The following is a 25,863-nucleotide window of genomic DNA, read 5'->3' on the forward strand; positions in this document are numbered from 1 at the left end:
CATTAACAGCCTCTTTGTTCAGATACTCGCTCGATTGACTAGTGTATCTGCACATTAACGTCCTCTTTGTTCAGATACTCGCTCGATTGGCTCGCGTATCTGCACATTAACAGCCTCTTTGTTCAGATACTCGCTCAGTTGGCTCTCGTATCTGCACATTAACGTCCTCTTTGTTGAGATATTCGCTCAGTTGACAACGGTATCTGCATATAACAAGCACATTGTGTACCTTTCATTCACCTCTGCCCGTATGCCTACCATGCTCACCTTTTCCCCTTGCGTCTATCTTAACCTCGTTGCCTTCACATGCACCTTTGCCCTCTGCACTCTGCCTTCGTGTCTTGCTTCTACCTTCACCCTCTGCCTTCGTGCCCCCATCTTCAGCACTCAAGCAAAAATATATATCATAATGCAGCTCACATTTTTCATTAAATGCATGAGTGCAATGTGGACATTGACTAGTCTTTATATATTGGCCTATTGATAATTCTGTTTGGCATGCTCCACATAAAATTGCTAAACTATCGTATGAATCTTTTGGCCAAGGAATCACTTTATGGTCACTTAATTCTTGGTGGCACTTGTAACAGGAGTAGTAGGTACCACAGCAATAAAACTTAATAGATACAATGTCTTTTTCCAAATGGTAATGAATACATCTTGATTCCGAGTCAGTACGAACACCTTTAAACATAATTAGCTCACTCCTTTTAAGGTTCACAGCTAAGAACCAGACAACTCGCTCATAAATCTATTAGTTTGCTTTCTTTATTGATATCTTTCCCTCAATACGTCAAGGACCCGATCCAGTGGTAGCTTTTGTTCTCTTAATAAGACAAGCAAGTGATAGAATAAATCGGCTACTTCCCATTTAAGCTCCTTCGCATCTCGGTTTTTCGCAGCAATAATCACTTCACTAGCTTCCTCGCCGACCTTTTTTAAAATCTTATCGACACCTTCTTCAAACAAATACGTCGTATAGGCACCCTCAGGTCGTTCTGCCTCCCGCTTGGCGATTAACGCTTCTAATTCATTTATAATTGAAAAGCGCTCTTCCTGGGCCTGGAGTAAAGGCTCAACGTTTTCAACTTTACTATCCTTCCCCCTGTTAGTATCTTTCCCGTCGGTCATATCTCCTCGTAATGTTTCTGAAAAGCACGTATACTTACCTGTGTGACAAGCTGGTCCATGTGGTTCAACTAAAACGAGCAAGGCATCCGCATCACAATCAAAACGAATATCGATAATCGATTGTGTATGGCCTGACGTAGCCCCCTTATGCCATAGCTCCTGACGAGAACGGCTGTAAAACCAAGTTTCGCCTGTGTCTTGTGTTTTTTGTAACGATTCTTTATTCATATAGGCCAATGTCAGTACTTCTTTGGAAATGGCATCTTGCACAATGGCAGGCACAAGTCCTTTTTCATCAAAACGGATCGTTTCTTTCTTCATCGTACAACCACTCCTCTCTCTTTTAAAAAGCTCTTAACCTCTTCAACAGATGTCTCCTTATAATGAAAAATGGATGCCGCCAGCCCTGCATCCGCACCTGCTTGCTCAAATACTTCTTGAAAATGCTTAGCTTCTCCCGCACCTCCTGAAGCAATCACAGGTACCGAAACAGCGTCACGAACAGCCTTTGTTAAAGCTATGTCAAATCCATTTTTTTCACCATCTTGATCCATACTTGTTAGTAAAAATTCACCCGCACCTAACCTGACTGCTTCCTGTGCCCAATCCTTGACTTCCCAGTCCGTCGCTTGTCGACCGCCGTGTGTATAGACACGCCATGATTGTAACTCAGAATCAAATTTGGCATCAATCGCCACTACGATGCATTGCGAACCAAAAAAGTCGGCTCCCTCTTTAATGAGGTCTGGTCTTTTAACCGCAGCTGTATTGAGTGACACTTTATCGGCACCAGCTCGGAGAACACGCTTCATATCTTCAAGTGTTTGGATCCCTCCTCCAACTGTAAAAGGGATCGCGAGCGTAGCGGCCACCTCACGAACCACTTCAATCATTGTTTCCCGCCCTTCATGGGAAGCTGAAATATCAAGGAATACCAACTCATCTGCTCCTTGCTGATCATAAAAGGTGGATAACTCAACAGGATCTCCTGCATCACGTAAATTTACAAATTGGATGCCCTTAACAACTCGACCATCCTTCACGTCCAAACAAGGTATAATTCGTTTTGTTAACATCCTAGCTCCCCTTTTCTGCAAGTGCTTCTGCAAGAGTAAATTGATTCGTATATAAAGCCTTTCCTATTATGGCACCAGAGACGCCATCCGTGAAATTAGCACGTAACATATGTAAATCGGTTAGACTACTTACACCACCAGAAGCAATCACTTCTTTTCCAGTCGCTTTAGCTAAGGCAGAGATTTCCACGATATTTGGCCCGTTTAACATGCCATCACGGGAAATATCTGTATAGATAAACGTTTCTGCCCCAAAATGAACAAGCTCAATCCCGAGCTCATTAGCTTTGACAGAGGATGTTTCAAGCCAACCTTCTGTGGCCACATAGCCATCACGAGCATCTAACCCAATCACAATTTTTTTGCCTCCATATTTAGCAAGCATCTCTTTAGTGAAATTAGGATCTTGAACGGCTATGCTTCCTAAAATAACCCTTTCAACACCCGCTTCCAAATAATAAGCAATATCTGCCTCTGTGCGAATTCCGCCACCAACTTGGACAGAAACAGACAATTCACTTGCCACTTGTACAACAGAATCATGATTTACACGCTTTTTTGCTTTTGCCCCGTCTAAATCGACCATATGAACCCACTTGGCCCCACCCTCCTGAAAGGAACGAGCCATTTCAAAAGGCGAATCACCGTAAATAGTTTCTTGATTATAATCTCCTTGTCTTAACCTGACACATTTGCCATCACGTATATCAATGGCAGGATAAATCGTAAAATTAGTCATCTTCCTTCATCCCCTCTACCCACTTACAATAGTTCTCTAAAATTTGCATACCTACTGTACTACTTTTTTCAGGGTGAAATTGTGTAGCAACGACACTTCCATGTCCAACAATAGCTGGTACGAGCTCTCCACCATATTGAGCTGTTGCAAGTAACACTTGCTCCTCATCCGTTTTGACATAATAGGAATGTACAAAATAAACATGATCCTCTTCTACATTTTTTATTAACGGATGTTTCGGTTGTGTAAATGATAAAAGATTCCAGCCCATATGTGGAACCTTATACGTACTACCGTCTACATCCTTCCCTGAAAAACGCTCAACCCTCCCAGGTAGTAGGCCAATTCCCTTTGTTGTTTCATGCTCTTCACTCTCTTGAAAAAGCAGCTGCATTCCAAGACAAATACCAAGTAACGGGCGCTTCGCATATGTCCAATCTTGAATAAAAGCAGCAAGCCCTGTTTCTTGCAAAATCTTCATCGCATCAGGAAATGCACCAACACCAGGGAGAATCAAACCATCCATGTCAACAAGCTCTTCGATCGAGTCAGTTATTTTATATTCATAACCAAGACGTTCTAATGCCTTACTAACGCTGTGTAAATTACCCATGCCATAATCAATAATACCTATCATTTTATAACAATCCTTTCGTGGAAGGGATCCCCTTCACCCGCTCGTCAATCGATGTCGCTTCGTCAAGCGCACGTGCCATCGCTTTAAAAATAGCTTCAATAATATGGTGAGTGTTGCTTCCATAATGAACAATCACATGTAAGTTCATTCTAGCTTCCAATGCAAGCTTCCATAAAAATTCGTGAACAAGCTCCGTATCAAAAGTACCTACCTTTTGACTTGGTAGTGTAGCACGAAACTCTAAATGAGGACGATTGCTTAAATCGACAACCACTTGAGCCAACGCTTCATCCATCGGCACAAAAGCACTCCCATAACGCTTAATCCCCTTTTTATCTCCTAACGCTTGCTTCAAAGCCAACCCTAAACAAATCCCGATATCTTCTGTTGTATGGTGGTCATCTACTTCCGTGTCTCCATTTGCTGTAACCGCCAAATTAAAATGACCATGCTTCGTAAATAAGTCGAGCATATGCGTCAGAAAGGGTACCCCTGTCTCGAGATCTGACTTGCCTTCTCCATCCATCGTAAAATGAAGCTTAATTTGTGTTTCACCTGTATTTCTTTCAATCGTTGCGGTTCTCATTATCATCTCTACCCTTCATTCTAATTTCAATCGCTCGGGCATGTGCTTCTAGCCCTTCCATACGTGCGAGTGCCATAATCTGCTCACCATTTTTCTGCAAAGCCGTTTTACTATACGAAATAATGCTTGACTTTTTCACAAAATCATCAACACTTAAAGGACTTGAAAATCGAGCAGTTCCATTCGTTGGAAGGATATGATTAGGGCCTGCAAAATAATCACCAACCGGCTCTGAACTATATTCACCTAAAAAAATAGCTCCAGCATGACGTATTTGACCGAGTAACTCAAGTGGATTATTTGTTAAAACTTCTAGATGCTCAGGCGCTAGTTCATTCACCACTTGAATCGATTCAGCTAGATTGTCTGTCTTAATAATCTGTCCAAATTGTTCAATGGAAACTTCAGCAATCGTTTTTCGAGGTAATGTTTGTAACTGACATTCCACTTCTTCAGCGACAGTTTTTGCTAATTGATCACTGCTCGTCACAAGAACAACGGAAGCACGTTCATCATGCTCAGCTTGGGAGAGAAGATCCGCTGCAATATAAGCTGGATTGGCTTGTTCATCAGCTAATATAACAATTTCACTTGGCCCTGCAATCATATCAATATCAACTTCACCAAATACTTCTCGTTTCGCTAAGGCGACAAAGATATTTCCTGGACCTGTTATTTTATCGACCTTCGGAATCGTTTCGGTCCCATAAGCTAGTGCTGCTATTGCTTGGGCTCCACCTACTTTATAAATCTCTGAAACTCCTACTTCATGCGCAGTCACAAGAACAACCGGATCAAGATTTCCCTGTTGGTTCGGTGGCGAAACCATCACAATTTTTTCTACACCTGCTACCTGTGCCGGGATAACATTCATTACAATAGAAGATGGATACACGGCTTTACCACCTGGAACATAAACACCAACCGCATCTAAAGGTGTAACCTTTTGTCCAAGTATGGTGCCATCAGGTTTTGTCGTTAGCCAGGATTGGACTTCTTGCCTTTGATGAAAGTCACGAATATTTGAAATAGCCGCTCTTAAGGCTTCTAAAACACCCAAATCAACCTTTTGATAAGCGGCTTCTATTTCTTCCTGTTTCACCTGCAAACAATTTAAAGTCACTCGATCAAACTGTTTTGTTAGAGCCAGTAAGGCTTGGTCGCCACCCGTTTTGACTTGATTGACAATCCGCCCAACAGCTTCTTGCTCGTACTCTGTACCTGTATCAATATCACGGCGGATATTGATCTTTTTATCATAAAGAACGATTTTCATCTTCCATTCCCTCCACAACCTGTGCAAGTCGTTCGACCATTTCTTCTATTCTTTCATCTTTTAAACGGTAACTAACCGGGTTCACAATTAATCTTGATGTAATCGGAACAATCGCCCCTAACTCTACCAAACCATTCTCTTTTAACGTTTGTCCTGTGGAAACAATATCAACAATACGGTCTGCTAATCCAATAAGTGGAGCAAGTTCAATTGAACCATTTAACTTAATGATTTCAACTTGTTCTCCTTGTTCTTTAAAATATTGAGTGGCTAGATTCGGATACTTCGAAGCTACTTTTGGGTTAATATCCTTTTTTGAATAACCAGGCAAACCAGCGACAGCTAAATAGCAGGCACTTATTTTCAAATCTAGCACTTCATAAACATCACGTTCCTCTTCAATCATGACATCCTTACCAGCAACACCAATATCAGCAACGCCATGTTCTACATAAGTAGGTACATCCATCGGTTTAGCTAAAATAAAGCGCATATTCTCTTCTGGTACATCAATAATTAACTTACGCGAATTCTCAAATTCATCTGGCAAGGTATACTGAGCTTTTCGCAACATTTCCACAGCCTCGTCAAAAATACGTCCTTTTGGCATAGCTACCGTTAATATATCACTCATTTACCGTTCCTCCTTGCTCTGCTTCCCTATAAAATATAGCACCTCATCATATTGTCCTGTCATCGCATCTAAATCCTTGATCCCAGCCAAATCTTGCAACACAACAGCTTGCTGTTGCTTACGCCTACAAGTGGCTTCCTCGATAGCTTCCCATCTTCTCTCTCGACTAAAAATGAGACAAGTTTTCTTCGGCTTTGCCCTATTTTCACCTAAAGCCTCCACTAATAAATCTAATCGGATCCCAAAACCAGTCGCGTGAGCAGGACGTTCAAACTTTTCTAAAAGTTCATCATATCGACCACCACTCGATAAAGGAACACCTAAATATTTTCCATACCCTTCAAAAACGACCCCGGTATAGTAACTCATATGTAAAACAAGATTTAGATCGAATTTTACATAATCAGTCAATTGATACGCCTCTAAAATAGCCCAGAGTTCTTCCAATTCCTCAATAGCTTTTAGTCCCTCTTCGGTTTGAATTAATTGCTGTGCATCTTTTAATATTGTGGGTCCCCCACGCAGTTTCAGAAGCTGCAACATCCTCGCTTTATCGATTGATGATAATGACAGTTGTTTCACATGCTCTCTAAAACCAACAAAATTCTTCTCATATAAAAAGCGAATAAAAGAGTCGGTTCTCACTGAGTTCCCGACAATGTCCAAAAACAGAGCTTGTAAAAAACCAACATGACCAATGGCAATCTTAAAATTAGATAAGCCTGCATGCTTAAGCGAATTAATCATTAATGCAATAACTTCTGCATCAGCACTGACTGTGCCATCACCAATTAACTCTGCCCCTACCTGCTCAAATTCCGCAGGCTTCCCAGCCTCATGCTGCTGGGCACGAAAAACATGTGATTGATAACTTAAACGTAATGGATAAGCCTCCTCTTTTAAACTAGAAGCGACAAGTCTCGCAATAGGTGCTGTCATATCTGGCCGCAAAACAAGCGTACGCCCTTGCTGATCTAATAATTTAAATAACTGTTGATCTAAAATCGCCGAGGCAACACCAACTGTGTCATAGTACTCCAATGTTGGTGTCTCAATCATTTGGTATCCCCATTTCTTTAATTCACTAGAAATTTCCTCTCGAGCCGCAACCTTCATTTCATATAACCTCGGTAATGTATCTCTCATCCCTAACGGCTTTTCAAACATAAATGGCTTACTCATCCCACTTACCTCCATACAAGGTTCTCTTTTTATATGCTCAACGCCCATCTATCAAAGCCCATTTAACAAGCCCATTATTATCCGCAACCTATGCACAATAAAGCCGCTACCTTTACGAAAAACGTCATCTATAAACATATACCCTATTAACCACAATCTAAGTGAAACCTAATAAAAGGCCATTCATTGCCTAAATACTTTAACTCTCTAATATACTAACAAAATAAAGTATTATATGTATTTTACTCACCATCACCCACAACGTCAAGCCATAAACAATCAATTAAAAATAATCAGACATATAAAACCCCAAAAGAATTATACGCTCCGGACCGTTAGCCAAGCTCGCTTGGCTACTTCACGCGACTGCGTGAAGTTTTGAAGATCGAAAGGTCATCTAACATGGAGAAATGAGCACACCACATGTAATTCATACAAAAAAAACTTGCACAGAAGCTCCTCTTCTAACTTCTGCACAAGCCACATATTCTTAGCCCTATCGCTCTTCATTTTTTATTGGCTCTTTAATCACAACCATTGGGTTTCCTCCAACAAAAGCACCTGCTGGTACATCGCGATATACCAATGTACTCGCAGAAACAATCGCCCCATCGCCAATCGTCACACCAGGTAAAATCGTCGTATTTGCACCAATCATTACTTCATCACCAATATTCACATCACCAAGTCGATATTCTTTAATCAAATACTCATGAGCTAAAATCGTTGTATTATAACCAATGATTGTATTTCTCCCAATCGATATACGCTCTGGAAACATAATATCCATCATTACCATCAAAGCAACAGCTGTATCATCACCGACCTTCATCTTTAAAAACGTACGATATATCCAATTTTTCACTTTCAAAAATGGCATATAACGAGCCAATTGAATAAAAATGAAGTTTTTCATGACCTTCCAAAATGGAACGGTTTTGTAAATTTGCCAAAGAGAATTCGACTCCGTTACAGGATATCGTTCCGTTTTTCGGCTCATTTTTGCATAACTCCAACAATTTCTAGTAAATCTCGCATATCCTCTAGCATATAATCCGGTTGTAAAGAAGCCAATGCTTCTCTCCCTTTAATGGACCATGCAACAGCTGCCGTCTTTACTTGAGCATTTTTACCAGCTAAAATATCAAAGTCACTGTCCCCTACCATAATCGCTTCCTGTCTAGTTGAGCCAAGCTTGGATAAGGCAAGGTCAATTGGTTCTGGGTCAGGTTTATGCTTTTCAACATGGTCAAGGGCAACTACGACATCAAAGAACTGATCAAGTCCTGTTAATCTTAAGCCCATCAGTGCTGTCTCATTAATTTTAGACGTTACCACAGCAAGTTTGAAACCTTGTTCATGCAAAGCTTTGATCGCTTCATAAACCCCTACATATTCCGTTACGAGCTCATCATGATTTTTATGATTAAACGCACGATATACAGTAATCATTTCATCTACCTTATCTGGATTTACTTGTATAAAACTATCAACAAGAGGTGGTCCGATAAATTTAATAACATCCTCTCGCCCATATTCTCCAGGCTGATATTGTTCAATCGTGTGTAAAAACGAAGCAATAATTAATTCATTTGTATTGATCAGTGTCCCATCTAAGTCAAAAAGTAAAGTATTAATTTTCATACGAAGCTTCCTTTCCTTGCTGTATTTTTTTCTGTTCGAGTCGCTTCCAAACATAAGCAATTAACATCGTTAACACAACAGCTGTCACTAATCGAATCAGTAATAGCGGTAAAACGGGTATGCCTAATGGAATAAATACGACCGTATCCTCAACAACGGCGTGACAAGCTACAAGGAAGATAAAAGCTAAATATAAATCCTTTTTCTTAACGCCATCTTCCTTTACAGCTTGAATCATAACCCCTGCCCCATAAGCTAAACCAATCGTCAAACCAGATGCCAAAGTTGTTGAAGTATTTTCTCGAATACCGAGTAATTTCGTTAAAGGTGTCATCGCTTTGGCAATGAGACCTAACCAATTCTTTTCACGCATAATTTGAATAATAATCATTAAAGGAATAACAATGAGTGCCAACTGAAGCGTACCTAAAAAAGCACTTTCAAGCCCTGACCAAATAATTGGTAACCAACCAGTGACAGGCTCAGCAGTCGTCGTTGCCTCGCCGCTACCGACAAAGCCATATTGAGCTGTCTCCTGCCCACCTTGCCAAAATAGGTTGATCAGAAACGCAGCGATTAACGCTAAACCAACACGCACCGCAAGCACAACCGAAACACGTAAACCGACCTTTGTAGCAACGGCCGATTCAACGATTAAATTGTGAGAAAAAGATAACATCACGGCTAATATAAATACTTCCTTAACCGTTAATTCTAACGATAAAATCGCTCCGATACCTGCATATAGGTTCAGTGCATTTCCTACAACTAGTGGAATAGCTGCTTCCCCTGGTAATCCAATGACCCCCAAAAAAGGCGCTAGTATGCCTGCAACCCAATCTAAAACGGGGGTATGGCCTAAAATCGTTACTAATAAAGTAATTGGAAATATAATTTTTGCTAAAGACCACGTAAGCTGTAGACCAACGATCAATCCTCTTTTAAGCATTCCCATTTCAACCACTCCTCACCACATTTTCTCTCCCCAGAAATGATGTGCTTTTTCTATTTGTTTTGAAACAGATAGCTACTCTCTACCAAAAATAAAATAACCATGTTCGAGCACAACTACCGTTCCTATTAGTAACAGGACCGAATAGGAATGAACTTTCTGTCTAAAAATTCCTATCCTTTCCTATAACCGTCTTTTAGTGCTGATACTCATATGCGGCTCTCTCTATTTACCACTACCGAAAATCTTGCTCCGCGTCCTGTTGGTTTTTATTTCTTCTTTTTCTTTTTCGTCGAAGCCTTTTTGCTTTTTTGCAAACTTGCTGGTAAATCTTCATATCTCGGAACGTTTGATTGTTTTCTTCTATAGATAAAGATAATAATCGCTCCGATGACTAGAATGATCGAGATGACCTGAGCTGTTTTCAAGAGGTTTCCAATTAATAAATAGTCAAGTCGAATTCCTTCGATAAAAAATCTTCCAACAGAATACCAAACAACATAAGCAAGGAACACTTCACCTTGTCGTAAGTTTAAGCGTCTTAAGTACAAGAGAATGGCAACACCAATTAAGCTCCAAACCGATTCATATAAAAAAGTTGGGTGATAATACGCGCCTTTAATAAACATTTGATTAATAATAAACTCTGGTAAAAATAAACCTTCTAAAAACTCCCTTGAAACTTCACCACCATATACTTCTTGGTTCATAAAGTTACCCCAACGACCAATTGCTTGACCTAAAAGGATACTTGGCGCTGCAATATCAGCAAGCTGCCAAAAAGAGAGTTCTTTTCTTTTAGCAAAGAAGTAAGCGGTAAGGACACTTCCGATGAGGGCACCGTGAATGGCGATACCACCTTCCCAAATATAAAACACCCGAATCGGGTCATCGGCAAATTGATCCCATCTAAAAATGACATAATATATTCTTGCTGAAATAATCGCAATCGGAACGGCAAAAAGTAACAAATCAGCAAATGTATCTTTTGGCAAACCAGTACGTGTTGATTCCTTCGCCGCAATAAAATAACCTAAAACAACACCTAGCATGATGATGAGTCCATACCAATAAATCGTGATAGGACCCAATCTAAAGAATATAGGATCTAATGGTTCAATCATTTTTACACCTCGATTTTATTTGTTTTTAATATAAAAGTTACCCTAATGGCACTGTGCTCTTATCACACATAAATTAATATAGAAAGGAATGGAATAAAGAAGCGAAGAAATTGTCCATATAGTTCCAATTAAGGAGACAAACTTCAAATTGCATGAAAAGCTAAGTTGTTGAGGACAAATCGCCACTTTTTCTTTGCTTGTGGCGAAGTGAATCGGACTTCGCCATGGAAGTTTTGTATGAAAGTTAGTGCGAACTTAGAGCGTTGATGCTGCTCGTTCTTTAGTTCTCAGTTCTCAACTAGCTAATCTGTTTTATCTCTACTGCTACGAGTTAGAGTGCTTTACATAACTTTACACCCCATTGTTATAATAGCTGTTTACTACATCTGGCTATTCGTGACGGCTCAACTAATTAATATTCTTCATTATCGCTTTCTTCGATTAATTCAGTTAGCCTTGCTGAGAAGTCTTGAGCGGCGTTAAAGCCTAATTTTTTTAGACGATGATTCATCGCTGCGACCTCAATAAGTACCGCTAAATTTCGGCCTGGACGAACCGGAATTGTTAGCTTCGGAATTTCTGTGTCCATAATTTTCATAAGCTCTTCTTCTAAACCTAGACGGTCATAAGCCTTCTTCTGGTCCCATAATTCAAGGTGAATACATAAGACAATACGTTTATGAGGACGAACGGCACCTGCTCCGAATAGAGTCATGGCATTAATAATACCTAACCCACGAATTTCAAGTAGATGTTGAAGTAATTCAGGTGGTTTTCCAATTAGAGTCGAACCATGTTCCTGACGAATTTCTACAGAATCATCGGCGACTAATCGGTGACCACGACGAATTAAATCTAATGCTGTCTCACTTTTACCAACACCGCTACTACCAGTAATTAATACACCGATACCATAAATATCAACGAGTACACCGTGTACAGCAGTCATCGGTGCAAGCTCACTCTCTAGATAGTCGGTAATCCGGCTACTTAAACGTGTCGTCGTCATCGGTGATCGTAATAATGGCACCCCGTTTTCTTCAGCTGCTTCAACCAGCTCAGGTGGTGCCTCCAACCCACGCGATAAAATAATTGCAGGTGTATCATATGTACATAAATTGAGCATACGCTCTTTTTTCTCTTCAGTCGCTAAACGTTCAAAAAAGGAAAGCTCAGTAATTCCAATTAATTGGATTCGTTTTGCAGGATAATAGGTGAAAAAACCTGCCATTTCAATACCAGGCCTCGAAATATCACTCGTCGTGATCGGTCGATAAATACCTTCCTCACCCGCAAGCAACTCAAATTGAAACCTTTCAATTAAATGATTTGCATTCACTTTGCGCACAAAATGCCCCCACCTTACTTATAAAATTCTATAACATACTGCACTTGCCTATTAATCAACTATGCCTTCCATTTTAACACGTTTTGACAAAAAACACTCACACCGCCAAACTCGAATGATACTTTTCGCCGTAACCCCTCCACTTATATTGTTACTCCTTCGCTTTCCCTACAGCATAACAACGCTTTTGCTTACCAAAAGTGTACAATGTTATTTAATCGTTTTTAACCAATTACCACCAACAAAGATGAAAGTGTAGTTTCCCTCTTTACTAATAGCTTTTCATCCAATAAAGGTTTTGAGAATTCTACTCTTTGCCGAAATCCCGCCACTTTTTGGAAGCCCTCGTAAAGAGCCATTCCAAAAAGATTCAGCACACCGCACAAACAGCCACTACCAACAACAACAACAGAGTGAGTAGTATCCCATCAGGATTAGCATCTAAAATCGAAGTGTTTTTGGACCATTAGCCAAGCGAGCTTGGCTAATTCACGCTGCAATAAAAAACAAAAGGTCAAGATTCCCCAAGAAATGAGCATTACCTATTGTACTTCTATAAAAAAAGCCTGTACACCCATTCCCCTAAGAGAACAAAGCATACAAGCTTTTCCCAATCATCCTTTATTAGCCATTTTTAACTGGCTTAATTACAAACGTCTGAACGATAGAAATAATCAATGCCGTTAAAATCGCTAGACCAAAGCTATCAATCGTAAATGCACTTCCCATCAAATAAGCCGTTAACAATAATGTCAAAGCATTAATGACAAGTAAAAATAACCCCAACGTAATAATCGTAATCGGTAACGTGAAAAAGACAAGAATGGGTTTCACAATAAGATTAATTATAGATAAAACGATACTAGCAATAATAGCAGCTACAAATCCCTCAATCTGAAACCCTTCAAAAATCTCAGCTAACAATAATAACAATCCTGCATTTAATAGAAGACCAATAATCCATCTAATCATATTAATACGTCTCCTCATTTGGAATAACTATTGTACCCACTAAGTAAGCTAGGAGTACGGTTCCAAGTGTCATGAAAGATAATACAACTAATACTAGTCGAATGATCGTAGGATCGACATTAAAATACTCTCCTAACCCTCCACAAATACCTGAAATCATCCGATTATCTTGTGATCGATATAAACGTTTCATCAATATTCACCTCACTTTAGAAATACCCTCATTCATTTTAGGTCAAACGTCTGAGGGTATTTCTGGCAACTAATTACTATTCAACTTCTTTTACATTAATAGAGCCCGTATTGGTTACCGCATAAACTTTCAAGCGTGGATTAGCACTTTGGTTAGCCACAAACGAAATATGCTTTTGGGCAAATTCTTTCTTTTCATCAATGACTTCATATTCTGGTAAATGAACGGAATAGCCACCTACATTAGTCTTTAACTTGGCCTCAACACGAATATTATCCGGGAAATTTAAATGAATACTACCTGTAGCAGCTTTGACATCTAAATAACTTGGATCACTTAATGGATCTAAAGTATAACGGATGGTACCATTAACCGTTTCAAGATCAGCATCATTAAACTTTCCATCAAGTGTAATCGTACCGTTAACTGTCTTAGCGTCGAGAAGATCCGTCGTTGAACGTTTTAATTCGATTGCTCCGTTTACCGTTTCAGCCGTTACTTTTTTTGCTTTAAGGTCTTTAAAGGTAATTGGTCCATTTAGAGTATTGGCTTCAAATGAATTGGTTGAAATACTCTCGCCGCCAATCTGACCATTAAATGAATACAGTTTTACTTTCTCAAATAACGTCTTCGGTACATAAACAACCGCATGTACTTTCATCGTTTTCACTTTCGTTTGGAACAATAACTTATTAGAATCTACTAAAAAAGTTGTTTCCTTAAGTAAAACTTTTCTGGCCTCTTCCGTATCACGCACCCGATAGAGTTTTGCCTCACACTCAATGCGAACGTCTGGCTCATCCCAAGGACGAATATCAACCGTTCCATTCTCTAAAGAAATATCAATGGAGTGCGGAGAAACGTCACGATGTTGAAAAACATGATTTACTTCAACGGACGAGCCAAAATTAAAGTCTAAATCAATATCTTTAATTTTTTGTATCGCTGTATCAAAGAAGTCAGCTAACTTAGTACCCGCACTTTGTTGCGATTTAGCTTGACGATGTTTGGAACGATACTCTTCTCCTTCATCCCATTTTACTTCTTTTGAAAGGTGAAAATCCGTCTGTTTACTTGGTCGAACTAACTCTTCTTCTGAGAAAGCCTCTTTCTTATCCATTGCCTCCAATAAACGAATACCTTCTTCTGCAGTAATTTTACCGTCTTCAATCATCTTTAAGATCATTTTTCTTTCTTCCATTTTTGACACTCCTTTTCGTTCAGACACATGATATTTTTTTGTTAGTATGAGTTACGAAGTTAGAGCAAAAAATGTTTCATTTTTTATGCATTTTGCCATTCTTTTTCTTGTTCACCCATTCTTGCCTTGTCACGTACTAAGATTGGCTTTAAATATTTCCCTGTGTATGAGCCCTTTACTTCAGCAACATCCTCAGGTGTTCCTTGTGCGACGATCATTCCACCTTTATCGCCACCTTCTGGCCCCAAATCAATGATATGGTCTACGGTTTTGATCACATCTAAATTATGTTCAATAACCACCACCGTATCTCCATTATCTACTAGTCGGTGTAGAACTTGCAACAGTCGTGCAATATCGTCTACATGTAAACCTGTTGTGGGTTCATCCAGTATATAAATGGTTTTACCGGTCGACCGCTTATGCAACTGTGAAGCCAACTTAACACGCTGTGCCTCTCCACCTGACAGTGTCGTGGCTGGCTGTCCTAACCTAACATACCCTAAACCTACATCAACTAACGTTTGAATTTTTCGATTGATTTTAGGGATATTGGCAAAAAAGCCTAATGCTTCTTCAACGGTCATTTCTAAAACATCAGCAATACTTTTACCTTTATAAGTTATTTCTAACGTCTCACGATTATATCTTTTCCCATGACAAACTTCACACGGAACGTAAACATCCGGTAGAAAATGCATTTCAATTTTAATAATTCCGTCGCCACGACACGCCTCACAACGTCCACCTTTAACATTAAAACTAAAGCGCCCTTTTTTATATCCACGCACTTTCGCTTCATTCGTAATCGCAAACACATCACGAATATCATCAAAAACACCTGTATACGTAGCTGGATTTGAGCGAGGAGTACGCCCGATTGGAGATTGATCAATATCAATCACTTTATCAATTTGTGATAAGCCACTGATTTCTTTATGCTCACCTGGTTTTGTTTTAGCTCTATTTAATGTTTTCGCTAAAGCTTTATATACAATTTCATTAATTAATGTACTTTTCCCAGAACCTGATACCCCCGTTACAGCAACAAACTGTCCAAGTGGTATATCCACAGAGACATCTTTTAGGTTATTTTCACTAGCCTGCTTAACTGATAATAAACGACCATCGTGTGAACGCCTCTCCATTGGTATCTCAATGAATTTTTTCCCTGATAAATATTGACCAGTCAGTGACTTCTCATTAACCATAATTTCTTGCGGTGTCCCTTCAGCCGTAATATATCCACCGTGCACACCCGCACCCGGTCCAATATCAATAATATAATCAGCAGCGAGCATCGTATCCTCATCATGTTCTACCACAATTAACGTATTCCCTAAATCACGCATGTACTCCAGTGTTTCAATTAACCGATCATTATCTCTTTGATGTAAGCCAATTGATGGTTCATCTAAAATATATAAGACACCCATTAGCGAAGAGCCAATTTGAGTGGCTAAGCGAATTCTTTGTGCTTCTCCACCTGATAATGAACCAGCTGAACGACTTAAAGATAAATAATCAAGACCGACATTGTTTAAAAATCCTAACCGATCCTCGATTTCTTTTAAAATCAACTTAGCAATCGAGACATCTTTCTCACTTAGTTTCAATTGCTTAAAGAACGTCAAAGCATCCTTTACAGATAATGACGTTACTTGACCAATATGTCGTTCTCCAATAAATACAGCCAGCATTTCTTTTTTTAAACGATACCCTTTACACGTAGGACAAGCTTTCTCAGCCATATAACCTTCCATTTGCTCACGAATGTAATCGGAACTTGTTTCATGATAGCGGCGAGAGATATTGTTTAAAACACCTTCAAAATAGATGTGATTTTCCCGTATATGACCAAATTCGTTTTCATAGCGGAAATAAACTTTCTCTTTTCCACTTCCATTCAAAACCTTATCGAGTTTATGTTCCGGTAAATCTTCTAGAGGTGTATCCATATCAATATCAAAATGCTCACACACAGCTTTCAAGAGCTGTGGATAGTATTGTGAAGTACTTGATTCCCAAGGAGCTATTGCAGATTCATTTAACGTTCTCGAACGATCTGGAATTACAAGCTCGATATCAACTTCTAATTTAACACCAAGCCCGTCACATTTAGGGCAAGCACCAAATGGACTATTAAATGAAAACATTCTTGGCTCAAGTTCCGGAATTGAAAACCCACATTCAGGGCAAGCGTGATGCTGGCTAAACAGAAGCTCTTCGCCATCAATGACATCAACTAAGACCCGACCATCTGCTAATTCTAATGCGGTCTCCAAAGAGTCAGCTAAACGAGAATCGATTCCTTCTTTTATAACAATTCGATCGATGACTACTTCAATTGTATGCTTTTTATTTTTTTCTAATTCTATTTCATCGGCAACTTCTCGCATCTCACCATTAACACGAACACGTACAAATCCTTGCTTTTTAATATCCTCAAATACTTTGGCATGAGTGCCCTTACGCCCTGATACAAGTGGAGCTAAAATTTGCATTTTAGTCCGCTCTGGAAATTCCTTAATCCGATCGACCATTTGTTGAATCGTCTGTGAGGAGATCTCGATCCCATGCTTAGGACAAATCGGATGACCGATACGAGCAAATAATAGACGTAAGTAATCAAAAATCTCCGTAACCGTTCCAACCGTCGAACGAGGATTTCTTGATGTTGTTTTTTGATCAATAGAAATAGCTGGGGACAAACCTTCAATCGTATCTACATCTGGTTTATCCATTTGTCCTAAAAATTGTCGCGCGTATGCTGATAACGATTCAACATACCGTCTTTGTCCTTCTGCATAAATCGTATCAAAGGCTAATGATGATTTCCCTGAACCTGAAAGTCCCGTTAAAACAACTAATTTATCTCGCGGAATTGTCACATCGATATTTTTTAAGTTGTGAGAACGTGCTCCTTTAACGACTATATTTTCTAATGGCATCGAAAATGTCACCCTTCCGCTTTCAATTCTAATAATAAATCTCTTAATTCTGCTGCACGCTCAAATTGTAAAGATTTCGCAGCATCTTTCATCTCTTTTTCTAAATTGGCAATCATCTTTTCTTTCTCTTTTGGACTCATCTTTGTTTTTGGTGCATGATTTTTATAATCTTCTTCATCTTCTGCTACCATTGTTGCTTGAATAACATCAGGGATCTTCTTATTAATCGTTTGCGGTGTAATACCATGTTGAACATTAAATTCTTCCTGGATCGCACGACGACGTTTAGTTTCATCGATAGCTACTTGCATCGATGCAGTAATCTTGTCTGCATACATAATGACATAACCATCAGCATTACGAGCAGCACGACCTGTCGTTTGAATTAATGAACGTTCTGAACGGAGGAAACCTTCCTTATCCGCATCTAAAATAGCTACAAGGGAAACCTCTGGTATATCAAGACCTTCCCTTAACAGGTTGATACCAATTAAGACATCATAAGTCCCCAAACGTAGTTGCCTGATGATTTCAATTCGTTCTAATGTTTTTACCTCGGAATGTAAATAGTTCACTTTAATACCGATTTCTTTAAGATAATCGGTTAAATCCTCAGACATCTTTTTCGTTAATGTCGTAACAAGGACACGTTCATTCCGTTCCGTTCGTTCCCTAATTTCTTCAATTAAATCATCAATCTGACCTTTAATTGGTCTCACATCAATGATTGGATCGAGTAACCCAGTTGGGCGAATAATTTGCTCGACCATTTTGGGCGTATGCTCAAGCTCATAGGGCCCCGGCGTAGCGGATACATAGACAACCTGGTTCATTTTCTTTTCAAACTCTTCAAACCTGAGCGGACGATTATCTAATGCCGACGGTAATCGGAAACCATGATTAACAAGTACCTCTTTACGAGCCCTATCACCGTTATACATACCTCGCACTTGTGGAACCGATACATGTGACTCATCCATAATTAATAAAAAGTCCTCAGGGAAGAAGTCTAACAATGTATAAGGGGTAACCCCAGCTTCTCTCAGTGTTAAATGTCTCGAATAATTCTCAATGCCCGAACAAAAACCCATTTCTGCCATCATTTCAATATCATAACGGGTTCGCTGTTCCAACCTTTGAGCTTCTAAAAGCTTGCCTTGCTCATGCATCTCTTTTAAACGTTCTTCCAGCTCTTTCTCTATATTAACAATCGCTTTTTTCATTTTTTCTTCACGTGTGACGAAGTGGGAAGCTGGAAAAATGGCTACATGGTCTCGTTCACCTTTTATTTCGCCTGTTAAAGCATCCACTTCTGTAATTCGATCGATTTCATCACCAAAAAACTCAACACGAATACATTGTTCATCCCGTGATGCTGGAAAAATCTCGACAACATCTCCTCGTACACGAAAAGTTCCACGAACAAAGTTTAAATCATTACGATTATATTGAATATCAACCAAATCTCTCAACAACTGATTCCGTTCAATTTCTTGTCCTGCTCGCAACGATACGACCATTTCACGATATTCCTCTGGCGACCCTAAACCATATATACAAGACACACTGGCAATAATGATAACATCCTCACGTTCGAGCAATGCACTAGTGGCAGCATGCCGAAGCTTATCGATTTCATCATTAATACTAGCATCCTTTTCTATATATGTGTCTGAGGAAGGAACATAGGCTTCAGGTTGATAATAATCATAATAACTAACAAAATATTCAACCGCATTATTAGGAAAAAATTCCTTAAACTCACTATATAGTTGACCTGCTAATGTTTTATTATGAGCCATCACTAATGTGGGTTTGTTTACTTCTTTGATTACATTCGACATCGTGAACGTTTTTCCCGTTCCTGTCGCCCCGAGTAACGTTTGATGCTTATCACCTCTATGAATACCCGCAACAATTTCTTTTATTGCCTCAGGCTGATCTCCACTAGGCTTGTATTGACTGACTAATTCAAATGTACGACTCAAATGATTCCCTCCTCTACGAACAAACGATCTTACTCATAGTATATCATAAATTACCATTCATCTACTAGTTTTAACGAACGTATGTTGTTATTTTTTCCTTTACTTATTTTTTCCCTATTTCCCATTCCTCAAACAATGATGGCTCCATTCACACACTTTTACGGCAAAAAAAAGCTCAGTCACTTTTTAAATGACTGAGTTTTGTAAAGCTTGTTCTGTTTTCACTAATAAAACGCCTAATTGATGGTGTTCACCGACATAGATGGCACCTTGAGCAAACCGTACTTCTCCAGCGTAATCTAAAACCTCTAACTTACAAAAGGCAGAATTAACTTGTAGGGCATGATAAAACTCATCCTGATTTTGTACCATTCGACCATTTACTTTTGCAATGGTCTCACCAACCTTTAATTCCATTTTATCAGCTGGACTATTTGGTAATACACCCAATATTTTGCATCCTTCTTTTAATTCCGTAAAGTATTTACTTAACTTTTCCTCGTTATTCTTTTCACTTAACATCATCCATTCTCGAAGGGCAAAGATGATGACCGCTGCCACCACAGCAACAATAGGATAAAAATATCCGACTACAGCAAATGGGATTGCTAAGAGAGCAAGAATCAATAATTTCTTACCGATTCGTTTAATCGCCCATTCAGGTAATGCTGATTTAACGATATGCTGAAAGCCGACAAGGAATGGGACAAACACGGGTTGTAAGGAAAGTTCACCCGTTGTAAAGACAGGCCAAAATTCAAATGTTGGTAGTAAACCTTCTGGTATAAATAATACGACTGGGACAATCCAAAGTCTTTTTTGTTTATGTACACCAATCCATTTTCCCCGTTTACTTTTAACTAATCTTGGCGATGTATGTTTGCTGCCATTCTTTATGATCAGAAAAGCCTCTGCTATTAAAAATACAAGCAGTAATGTAAATAAAGCTGAAATCGATGTATCAGCGATCGATTGAAATAAGTCTGAAAAACTGTTTTGCCCCTGTATAAGCGGTCCAACCATTAAGATTACGGTCGTAAATCCAAGAATCGTTACAGGACTAACCCAGCGAAAATTTGTCGTCAAAATTGCCAGAGCGTATAGACCAACCATTAAAATGAGAATAGGAATATTGACAACCACACCTAAACCAAAAGCCACGATCGATATACAAATACCTGCTAGTAGGCTTGGCCAAAATGGTAGTAAAAAATCTGCTTTTCTACTATAGACTCTTGTATGGAATGACTGTCTTTCTATTTTTATTCTATAATTCGCCACTACAAGAATAATAATTAATCCTACGTATAAAAGTGGGTTTGCAAAAAAGTACCCAAAAGCGATTCCAACCGTTTTTAGTATATCCATTACCATCATTCCACGCCTCCACCTCTCATCTCTCTTTTTAAACATACCACAAACTAGGAGATGAAAACAGCAGAAACATAGTGAAAAATAAAAACACGACCTGTTGACGACGAAACTCGCCAGCCTTCATTATTTTTCGGGAAATAACCGAAAAGATTTCAGAAAATACTGGTGCTTTTTTACTATTCATGTCTGATTTTATTGTTCGTGTCGATGCTCCTCTATTAGATTGGCTGTAAACCAATCATGTTATGAACTTCCCCATGATTTAGAACAGTGTCTACTTCATTCTCTGCATATCTAGGAAGTATCTATTTGGCATTATGACGTAAGAGCATCTTTAGCCTTTTTCAACAAAAAACACGAGTAGAGTTAATAACCCTCAGCTCGTGCCTTTCATGATTTATTCGTTACTTCCTTCAATAGCAAGTTCAATAGCTCTTTGTAATTGTTGGTCATTCGCGCGATCTCGAACTTCTTCAATGATTTGATTTTGCATCTCTGCTGCTGTCTCTTCGTCAATTTCACCCGATACCTCTAAGCCATTCGCTTTTTGGAAACTTTCTACTGCACTCACTGTCTGTTCATCGAAAAATCCATCATCACGATCAATGTCAAAGCCTAAACCATTTAACATGGCCTGTGCACTTTTTATTTGCTCATTCAACATCTCAGCCTTTAACGGTTCATCTTGAATGGTAATAGGTGGCACATAAAAATAATCAGGTTGCATCACTTTTTCCGTAGGCTCAACACCTTCATTATGGATATCATTACCACCAGAAGTTAACCATCTAAACAAGGATAGCTTAATTTGACTACCATCACCCATAGGAATTGTTTGTTGCACCGTTCCCTTACCAAACGTTGTATCACCAACCACATCATAATTCCCTGCTTCAATTAAAGCAGCCGATAGAATTTCTGAAGCTGATGCACTAGCTCCGTCTGTTATTCCAACGATTGGATAAGGTTTTGTTTCATTTAATGAAGAAATATGTCTTTCTTTTTCACCGCTTCTATTTTCGATCTGGACAATCGGTTCCCCACCAGGAACAATTAGATGACCAATTTTTTCTACGGCATTTAAATAACCACCAGGATTTCCGCGAACGTCTAAAACTAGACCGTCAAGTCCTTGAGATTCTAAATCCGTTAATGCTTCCTCAAACCGTTCCGCTGTATCAATAGAGAAAGAAGAAATAATGATATAACCAATATTTTTGCCGTCCTGTTCGATCATCTCGCTTACAATGGTTTCGATAGGAATTTCATCTCGAACAATGGCAAATTCAATCGGCTCAGTGGCACCTGGTCTTTCAATAGTTAAGTTCACCGTTGTTCCTTTTTCACCACGAATTTGCAGTACGGCTTCATTTAACGATAACCCTTCGATTGTTTCGCCTTCAATTTTTATAATTTGGTCATTGGGCTGCAATCCTGCTCTCTCTGCTGGAGAATCCCGAATGGGAGCAACAATCGTTACTTTACCATCGACCATACTAACTTCGGCACCAATTCCTTCAAAGTGTGAGTCTAAGGATTCTTCAAATTGCTTGGCTGTTTCTTGGTCCATATAGTCAGAATAAGGGTCATCTAATGTTTCTAACATACCGTTAATGGCACCTTCTACTAATTGGGTTTGGTCCACCTCATCCACATATTGATTTTCAATGATTTGAAGAGCTAAAGCGATCTTTTCCAAATAATCCTGTTCCGACAAATCCGTGGTGTCTAATACACCACCACTACTATCTGTTGTACTTGCTACTTCATTTGAATTATTTAATTGGGGTGTTTCAGCCGAATAGAGGCTAAATGCACCTACTGCTAACACGACTCCGATGAGTAAAATAAACCAACGCTTGCTGCTCACATGACCACTCCTATTTTATAATCAAAAGCTCTTAAAGCGAGCTAATCCGTATCTTATCTTTGTCCCATTATGACTAGTTTATCATATGTAACCTATGATTATAATATGTAGTTTTCCTTTCCCACCATTTTAAACAATAGAAAATTACAAGTCAAAATCAGAGGATTAAAATCATCCGCTTCCTCATTTCTAAACTTAAAAAATCATTCTCACCAACCACCTCTATCTAGCAAATTAGGTTCTAATTCTAGTTTTACTAGACTATATATGCTAGAGAGGAGTGATAACTTTGCGAAAGATAATCTATGAAATGATTGGTGTTGGCCTCTTGGCCTTGATTGTTGTGCTATTATTTGCGTTTCCCTTTTTTAAACAAGGTCAATTGCTCACCACCATACCTGAATCCATCCTGTCATTATTAACGGTCTTCTTTAGCATTCTATTAGAGGCCTTGCCTTTTCTATTAATTGGTGCCTTTTTCTCTGCATTAATTGGCATTTGGGTGAAGCCAGAATTTATAACGAAATGGCTTCCGCGACACCCCATACTCAGTCTGTTACCTGCTTTACTTTTCGCCTTTATTTTACCGATTTGTGAATGTGCCATAGTCCCTGTTATACGTCATTTTATTAGAAAAGGGGTACCACTTCATGTTGCCGTTACATTTATGACAGCCGCTCCTATATTAAATCCCGTTGTAGCCGCTTCCACTTATTATGCATTTAATATGAATGTTTCTTTTGTCATTTGGAGAATGGGCCTCGCTATGATTTGTACGTTCATTATTTCTTTAATTACATACAGGGCCTTTAAAAAACAACAAGAGTCTGTACTAAAAAATGAAGTAAATATGCCCGTTCATAGCAATCATCATCATAAAGGGGTACTAACGATTTTGAACCATACTGCAGATGATTTCTTATTTATGTCTAAATTTTTTATAATTGGTGCTTTTCTTGCCAGCATTTTTCAAACATTTATCGCAAGAGATTGGTTATTAGCTGTAAATGAGAGTTCTGCTTTAGGTATTCTTTTTATGATGATTCTTGCTTATCTACTTTCTTTATGTTCAGAAGCAGATGCCTTTATTGCTGCATCATTTGGGACAAGCTTTTCCTTTCCTGCGACTTTAGCATTTCTTATTTTGGGACCCATGTTAGATTTAAAAAACACGCTCATGATGTTGTCTGTTTTTAAGTTTCGTTTTACTGTGTTTTTTCACGTAACGGTTTTTACAGTCGTGTTTGTAACATTGATCATTTGTTCACTCATAGGAATTGGAGGTTAACGTCATGAAAGGTTTTCAAGAATTCCAATATTATATTAGTGGTCTACTTTTTATAGGGTTTGCCTTACTTCTTTTAGCTGTTATCTTACATGGATCTATTAACTATTATCTATCTCCGACCATGCAAAAGTTCGCTATGATGTTAATGGGAGGATTATTTATATTAGGTGTTAGTCAAATTTGGCGTAGCCTACACACATCGCATAAAAGCTGTGATTGCCATGGAATAATACCAAACCCTAAAAGAAATTCATCATTACTTCTATTATTATTAATCATTATACTAGGTTTTGTTTTGCCCGATTATGCTCTTTCCAATAAAATGGCTGATTTAAGAGGCATCTCCTATACCTTCCATACAACAAGTGATTCATTCGAACGAAATTATGATTTACTTAAAAGCCATTATGATTTTGTTGAATCGAAGCTCAAAGCTGACGATGATGTCATTCGTGTACACGATGGGAGCTTTTTGGATATATTAGGTTTAGTGCATTTCAAACTAGAGGATTACCTTGGTGTACAAATGGAATGGACTGGATTTGTTCACCACGACCCTGCCCTAGCTGACAACGAATGGGCGATTGCACGCTTTTCATTTACTTGTTGTGTCGCTGACGCTATCGGTTATGGCTTAATTGTTAGCGGTTCCGACGAACTTACAATTCCATCTAGTGGGTGGGTCCAAGTAAAAGGCTCCATCGACAAAAAAATCATCGAGGGGAATGCCGTTCCGACCTTGCAGATAGAATCACTTATTACGATTGAAGAACCAAATGAACCATATGTTTACCCTACGATCATGAATAATTTTTAATAATAAATATAGAAAGGATCAGAATATCAAACCTAGTAATTTAGGAACATAAGCAGCCAATGCCTTCTTGTAAATTCAGCATTGGCTTACAGATTTATTAACTACCTTTTTTGTTATGATGGTGAGACGTGCTTATTTTATCTTTGAACTGATTTTTGATTATGATTGTCATTGCTTTGTCCAGAGAACTTTAGTTTTATCCAGTAATAATTGTACCTGATGGCCCTGTTCCAAACCTGAAAATACTGACGTGACCCGCACTATTTAATTGATTGGTTCCATTCACTAAACTGACAGAAAATGAAGATCGATTATTAATAGTAATCACATCTCCAGCTGCATAATTTTGCACTCTGATTAATGAAATTTGACCACCATTATCTGCATTAGAAGCTGGTGCAGCAGGTGTTGTACCGGCATTAACTGTCAGTGCAAAAACAGCGCCGCTAGCCGTAGTGTTTGCTGCAGTATTTAACGTCACAGCAATATAGTAAAGACCAGGCGTTACAATTGTAAAAGTACCAGTAGCATCATTATAAGTAATTCCAGTGAATTGTCTCGGTGTTAAGGCTGTAACAACCCCATTAATAGCCACTGTCTGTGGTTGCATATTACTATTAAAAAATGGTTGAACGGAAACTCCTGTAGGACCCGTTGCACCTCGAACTCCTTGAATCCCCTGAATCCCTTGTGCTCCGGTTATTCCTCGAACTCCTTGGATTCCCTGAATTCCTTGTGCTCCGGTTATTCCTCGAACTCCTTGGATTCCCTGAATTCCCTGTGCTCCAGTTATCCCTCGAACACCTTGGATTCCCTGAATTCCTTGTGCTCCGGTTATTCCTCGAACTCCTTGGATTCCCTGAATTCCCTGTGCTCCAGT

At 39.0% G+C, this 25,863-nt stretch carries 23 protein-coding genes and 1 pseudogene; 2 read left to right on the forward strand and 22 right to left on the reverse strand.

Going from position 1 to position 25,863, the window contains the following annotated elements; translation table 11 throughout:
• Window positions 1-232: 232 nt before the first annotated feature.
• From PQ479_RS19060 to PQ479_RS19160, 21 genes are all read right to left on the reverse strand, one after another.
• Window positions 233-694, reverse strand: coding sequence for a CHY zinc finger protein (locus PQ479_RS19060; protein WP_069187699.1), 462 nt, complete (start codon window positions 692-694; stop codon window positions 233-235).
• A gap of 74 nt (window positions 695-768) precedes the next feature.
• Window positions 769-1,452, reverse strand: coding sequence for a bifunctional phosphoribosyl-AMP cyclohydrolase/phosphoribosyl-ATP diphosphatase HisIE (gene hisIE, locus PQ479_RS19065; protein ID WP_047987186.1), 684 nt, complete (start codon window positions 1,450-1,452; stop codon window positions 769-771).
• Entirely contained in the window at window positions 1,449-2,207 is a 759-nt protein-coding gene (gene hisF, locus PQ479_RS19070) for an imidazole glycerol phosphate synthase subunit HisF (protein WP_047987185.1), read from the reverse strand. The genes hisIE and hisF overlap by 4 nt, the downstream gene beginning before the upstream one ends.
• A gap of 1 nt (window position 2,208) precedes the next feature.
• Window positions 2,209-2,946, reverse strand: a complete 738-nt coding sequence (hisA, locus tag PQ479_RS19075; protein WP_047987184.1) for a 1-(5-phosphoribosyl)-5-[(5-phosphoribosylamino)methylideneamino]imidazole-4-carboxamide isomerase — start codon at window positions 2,944-2,946, stop codon at window positions 2,209-2,211.
• Window positions 2,939-3,583 carry an imidazole glycerol phosphate synthase subunit HisH gene (gene hisH / locus PQ479_RS19080; protein ID WP_047987183.1) on the reverse strand — a complete coding sequence of 215 codons (645 nt, stop codon included), beginning with the start codon at window positions 3,581-3,583 and terminating at the stop codon, window positions 2,939-2,941. Before hisH ends, hisA begins: the two co-directional genes overlap by 8 nt.
• Window position 3,584: 1 nt before the next feature.
• The gene (gene hisB, locus PQ479_RS19085; protein ID WP_273717167.1) at window positions 3,585-4,169 is read right to left on the reverse strand and encodes an imidazoleglycerol-phosphate dehydratase HisB; all 585 of its coding nucleotides are present in this window, start codon (window positions 4,167-4,169) and stop codon (window positions 3,585-3,587) included.
• On the reverse strand, window positions 4,150-5,445 hold the full coding sequence (gene hisD / locus PQ479_RS19090; RefSeq protein WP_047987182.1) for a histidinol dehydrogenase: 1,296 nt from the start codon (window positions 5,443-5,445) through the stop codon (window positions 4,150-4,152). The genes hisB and hisD overlap by 20 nt, the downstream gene beginning before the upstream one ends.
• Window positions 5,426-6,079 carry an ATP phosphoribosyltransferase gene (gene hisG / locus PQ479_RS19095; protein WP_047987181.1) on the reverse strand — a complete coding sequence of 218 codons (654 nt, stop codon included), beginning with the start codon at window positions 6,077-6,079 and terminating at the stop codon, window positions 5,426-5,428. The genes hisD and hisG overlap by 20 nt, the downstream gene beginning before the upstream one ends.
• On the reverse strand, window positions 6,080-7,261 hold the full coding sequence (locus PQ479_RS19100) for an ATP phosphoribosyltransferase regulatory subunit (RefSeq protein WP_047987180.1): 1,182 nt from the start codon (window positions 7,259-7,261) through the stop codon (window positions 6,080-6,082).
• A 496-nt stretch (window positions 7,262-7,757) separates the two neighbouring features.
• A complete protein-coding gene (locus PQ479_RS19105) occupies window positions 7,758-8,261 on the reverse strand; it encodes an acyltransferase (RefSeq protein ID WP_047987179.1) in 504 nt (167 codons plus the stop codon).
• Entirely contained in the window at window positions 8,258-8,905 is a 648-nt protein-coding gene (gene ppaX, locus PQ479_RS19110) for a pyrophosphatase PpaX (RefSeq protein WP_047987178.1), read from the reverse strand. Before ppaX ends, PQ479_RS19105 begins: the two co-directional genes overlap by 4 nt.
• Window positions 8,895-9,860: a nucleoside recognition domain-containing protein gene (locus tag PQ479_RS19115; protein ID WP_047987177.1), complete on the reverse strand. Its 966-nt coding sequence runs from the start codon at window positions 9,858-9,860 to the stop codon at window positions 8,895-8,897. Before PQ479_RS19115 ends, ppaX begins: the two co-directional genes overlap by 11 nt.
• 266 nt (window positions 9,861-10,126) lie before the next feature.
• Window positions 10,127-10,981: a prolipoprotein diacylglyceryl transferase gene (lgt, locus tag PQ479_RS19120; RefSeq protein WP_047987176.1), complete on the reverse strand. Its 855-nt coding sequence runs from the start codon at window positions 10,979-10,981 to the stop codon at window positions 10,127-10,129.
• A 412-nt stretch (window positions 10,982-11,393) separates the two neighbouring features.
• Window positions 11,394-12,329 (reverse strand): HPr(Ser) kinase/phosphatase, encoded by a 936-nt coding sequence (gene hprK, locus PQ479_RS19125; RefSeq protein WP_047987175.1) that lies wholly within the window; start codon window positions 12,327-12,329, stop codon window positions 11,394-11,396.
• A gap of 624 nt (window positions 12,330-12,953) precedes the next feature.
• A complete protein-coding gene (locus PQ479_RS19130; protein ID WP_273717168.1) occupies window positions 12,954-13,298 on the reverse strand; it encodes a phage holin family protein in 345 nt (114 codons plus the stop codon).
• A gap of 4 nt (window positions 13,299-13,302) precedes the next feature.
• Window positions 13,303-13,494, reverse strand: coding sequence for a PspC domain-containing protein (locus tag PQ479_RS19135; protein ID WP_047987173.1), 192 nt, complete (start codon window positions 13,492-13,494; stop codon window positions 13,303-13,305).
• Between the two features lie 76 nt (window positions 13,495-13,570).
• On the reverse strand, window positions 13,571-14,695 hold the full coding sequence (locus tag PQ479_RS19140) for a DUF4097 family beta strand repeat-containing protein (RefSeq protein ID WP_047987172.1): 1,125 nt from the start codon (window positions 14,693-14,695) through the stop codon (window positions 13,571-13,573).
• Window positions 14,696-14,778: 83 nt separating this feature from the next.
• Entirely contained in the window at window positions 14,779-17,646 is a 2,868-nt protein-coding gene (gene uvrA, locus PQ479_RS19145) for an excinuclease ABC subunit UvrA (RefSeq protein WP_047987171.1), read from the reverse strand.
• An 8-nt stretch (window positions 17,647-17,654) separates the two neighbouring features.
• Window positions 17,655-19,634: an excinuclease ABC subunit UvrB gene (gene uvrB, locus PQ479_RS19150; protein ID WP_047987170.1), complete on the reverse strand. Its 1,980-nt coding sequence runs from the start codon at window positions 19,632-19,634 to the stop codon at window positions 17,655-17,657.
• 186 nt (window positions 19,635-19,820) lie between these two features.
• A complete protein-coding gene (locus PQ479_RS19155) occupies window positions 19,821-21,011 on the reverse strand; it encodes a PDZ domain-containing protein (RefSeq protein ID WP_273717161.1) in 1,191 nt (396 codons plus the stop codon).
• A gap of 394 nt (window positions 21,012-21,405) precedes the next feature.
• Window positions 21,406-22,878 carry a S41 family peptidase gene (locus PQ479_RS19160; RefSeq protein WP_047987169.1) on the reverse strand — a complete coding sequence of 491 codons (1,473 nt, stop codon included), beginning with the start codon at window positions 22,876-22,878 and terminating at the stop codon, window positions 21,406-21,408.
• Between the two features lie 289 nt (window positions 22,879-23,167).
• On the opposite strand from PQ479_RS19160, the gene PQ479_RS19165 reads away from it, so the two are divergent.
• Window positions 23,168-24,166, forward strand: coding sequence for a permease (locus PQ479_RS19165; RefSeq protein WP_047987168.1), 999 nt, complete (start codon window positions 23,168-23,170; stop codon window positions 24,164-24,166).
• A gap of 4 nt (window positions 24,167-24,170) precedes the next feature.
• Window positions 24,171-24,983: a TIGR03943 family putative permease subunit gene (locus PQ479_RS19170; RefSeq protein ID WP_047987167.1), complete on the forward strand. Its 813-nt coding sequence runs from the start codon at window positions 24,171-24,173 to the stop codon at window positions 24,981-24,983.
• Between the two features lie 196 nt (window positions 24,984-25,179).
• On the opposite strand, the pseudogene PQ479_RS19175 reads toward PQ479_RS19170, so the two are convergent.
• Window positions 25,180-25,863 (reverse strand): annotated as a pseudogene (locus PQ479_RS19175) (collagen-like protein); the annotation flags it as partial.

Source organism: Alkalihalobacillus pseudalcaliphilus (genome assembly GCF_028610675.1).
Taxonomy (GTDB): domain Bacteria; phylum Bacillota; class Bacilli; order Bacillales; family Bacillaceae_D; genus Alkalihalobacillus; species Alkalihalobacillus pseudalcaliphilus.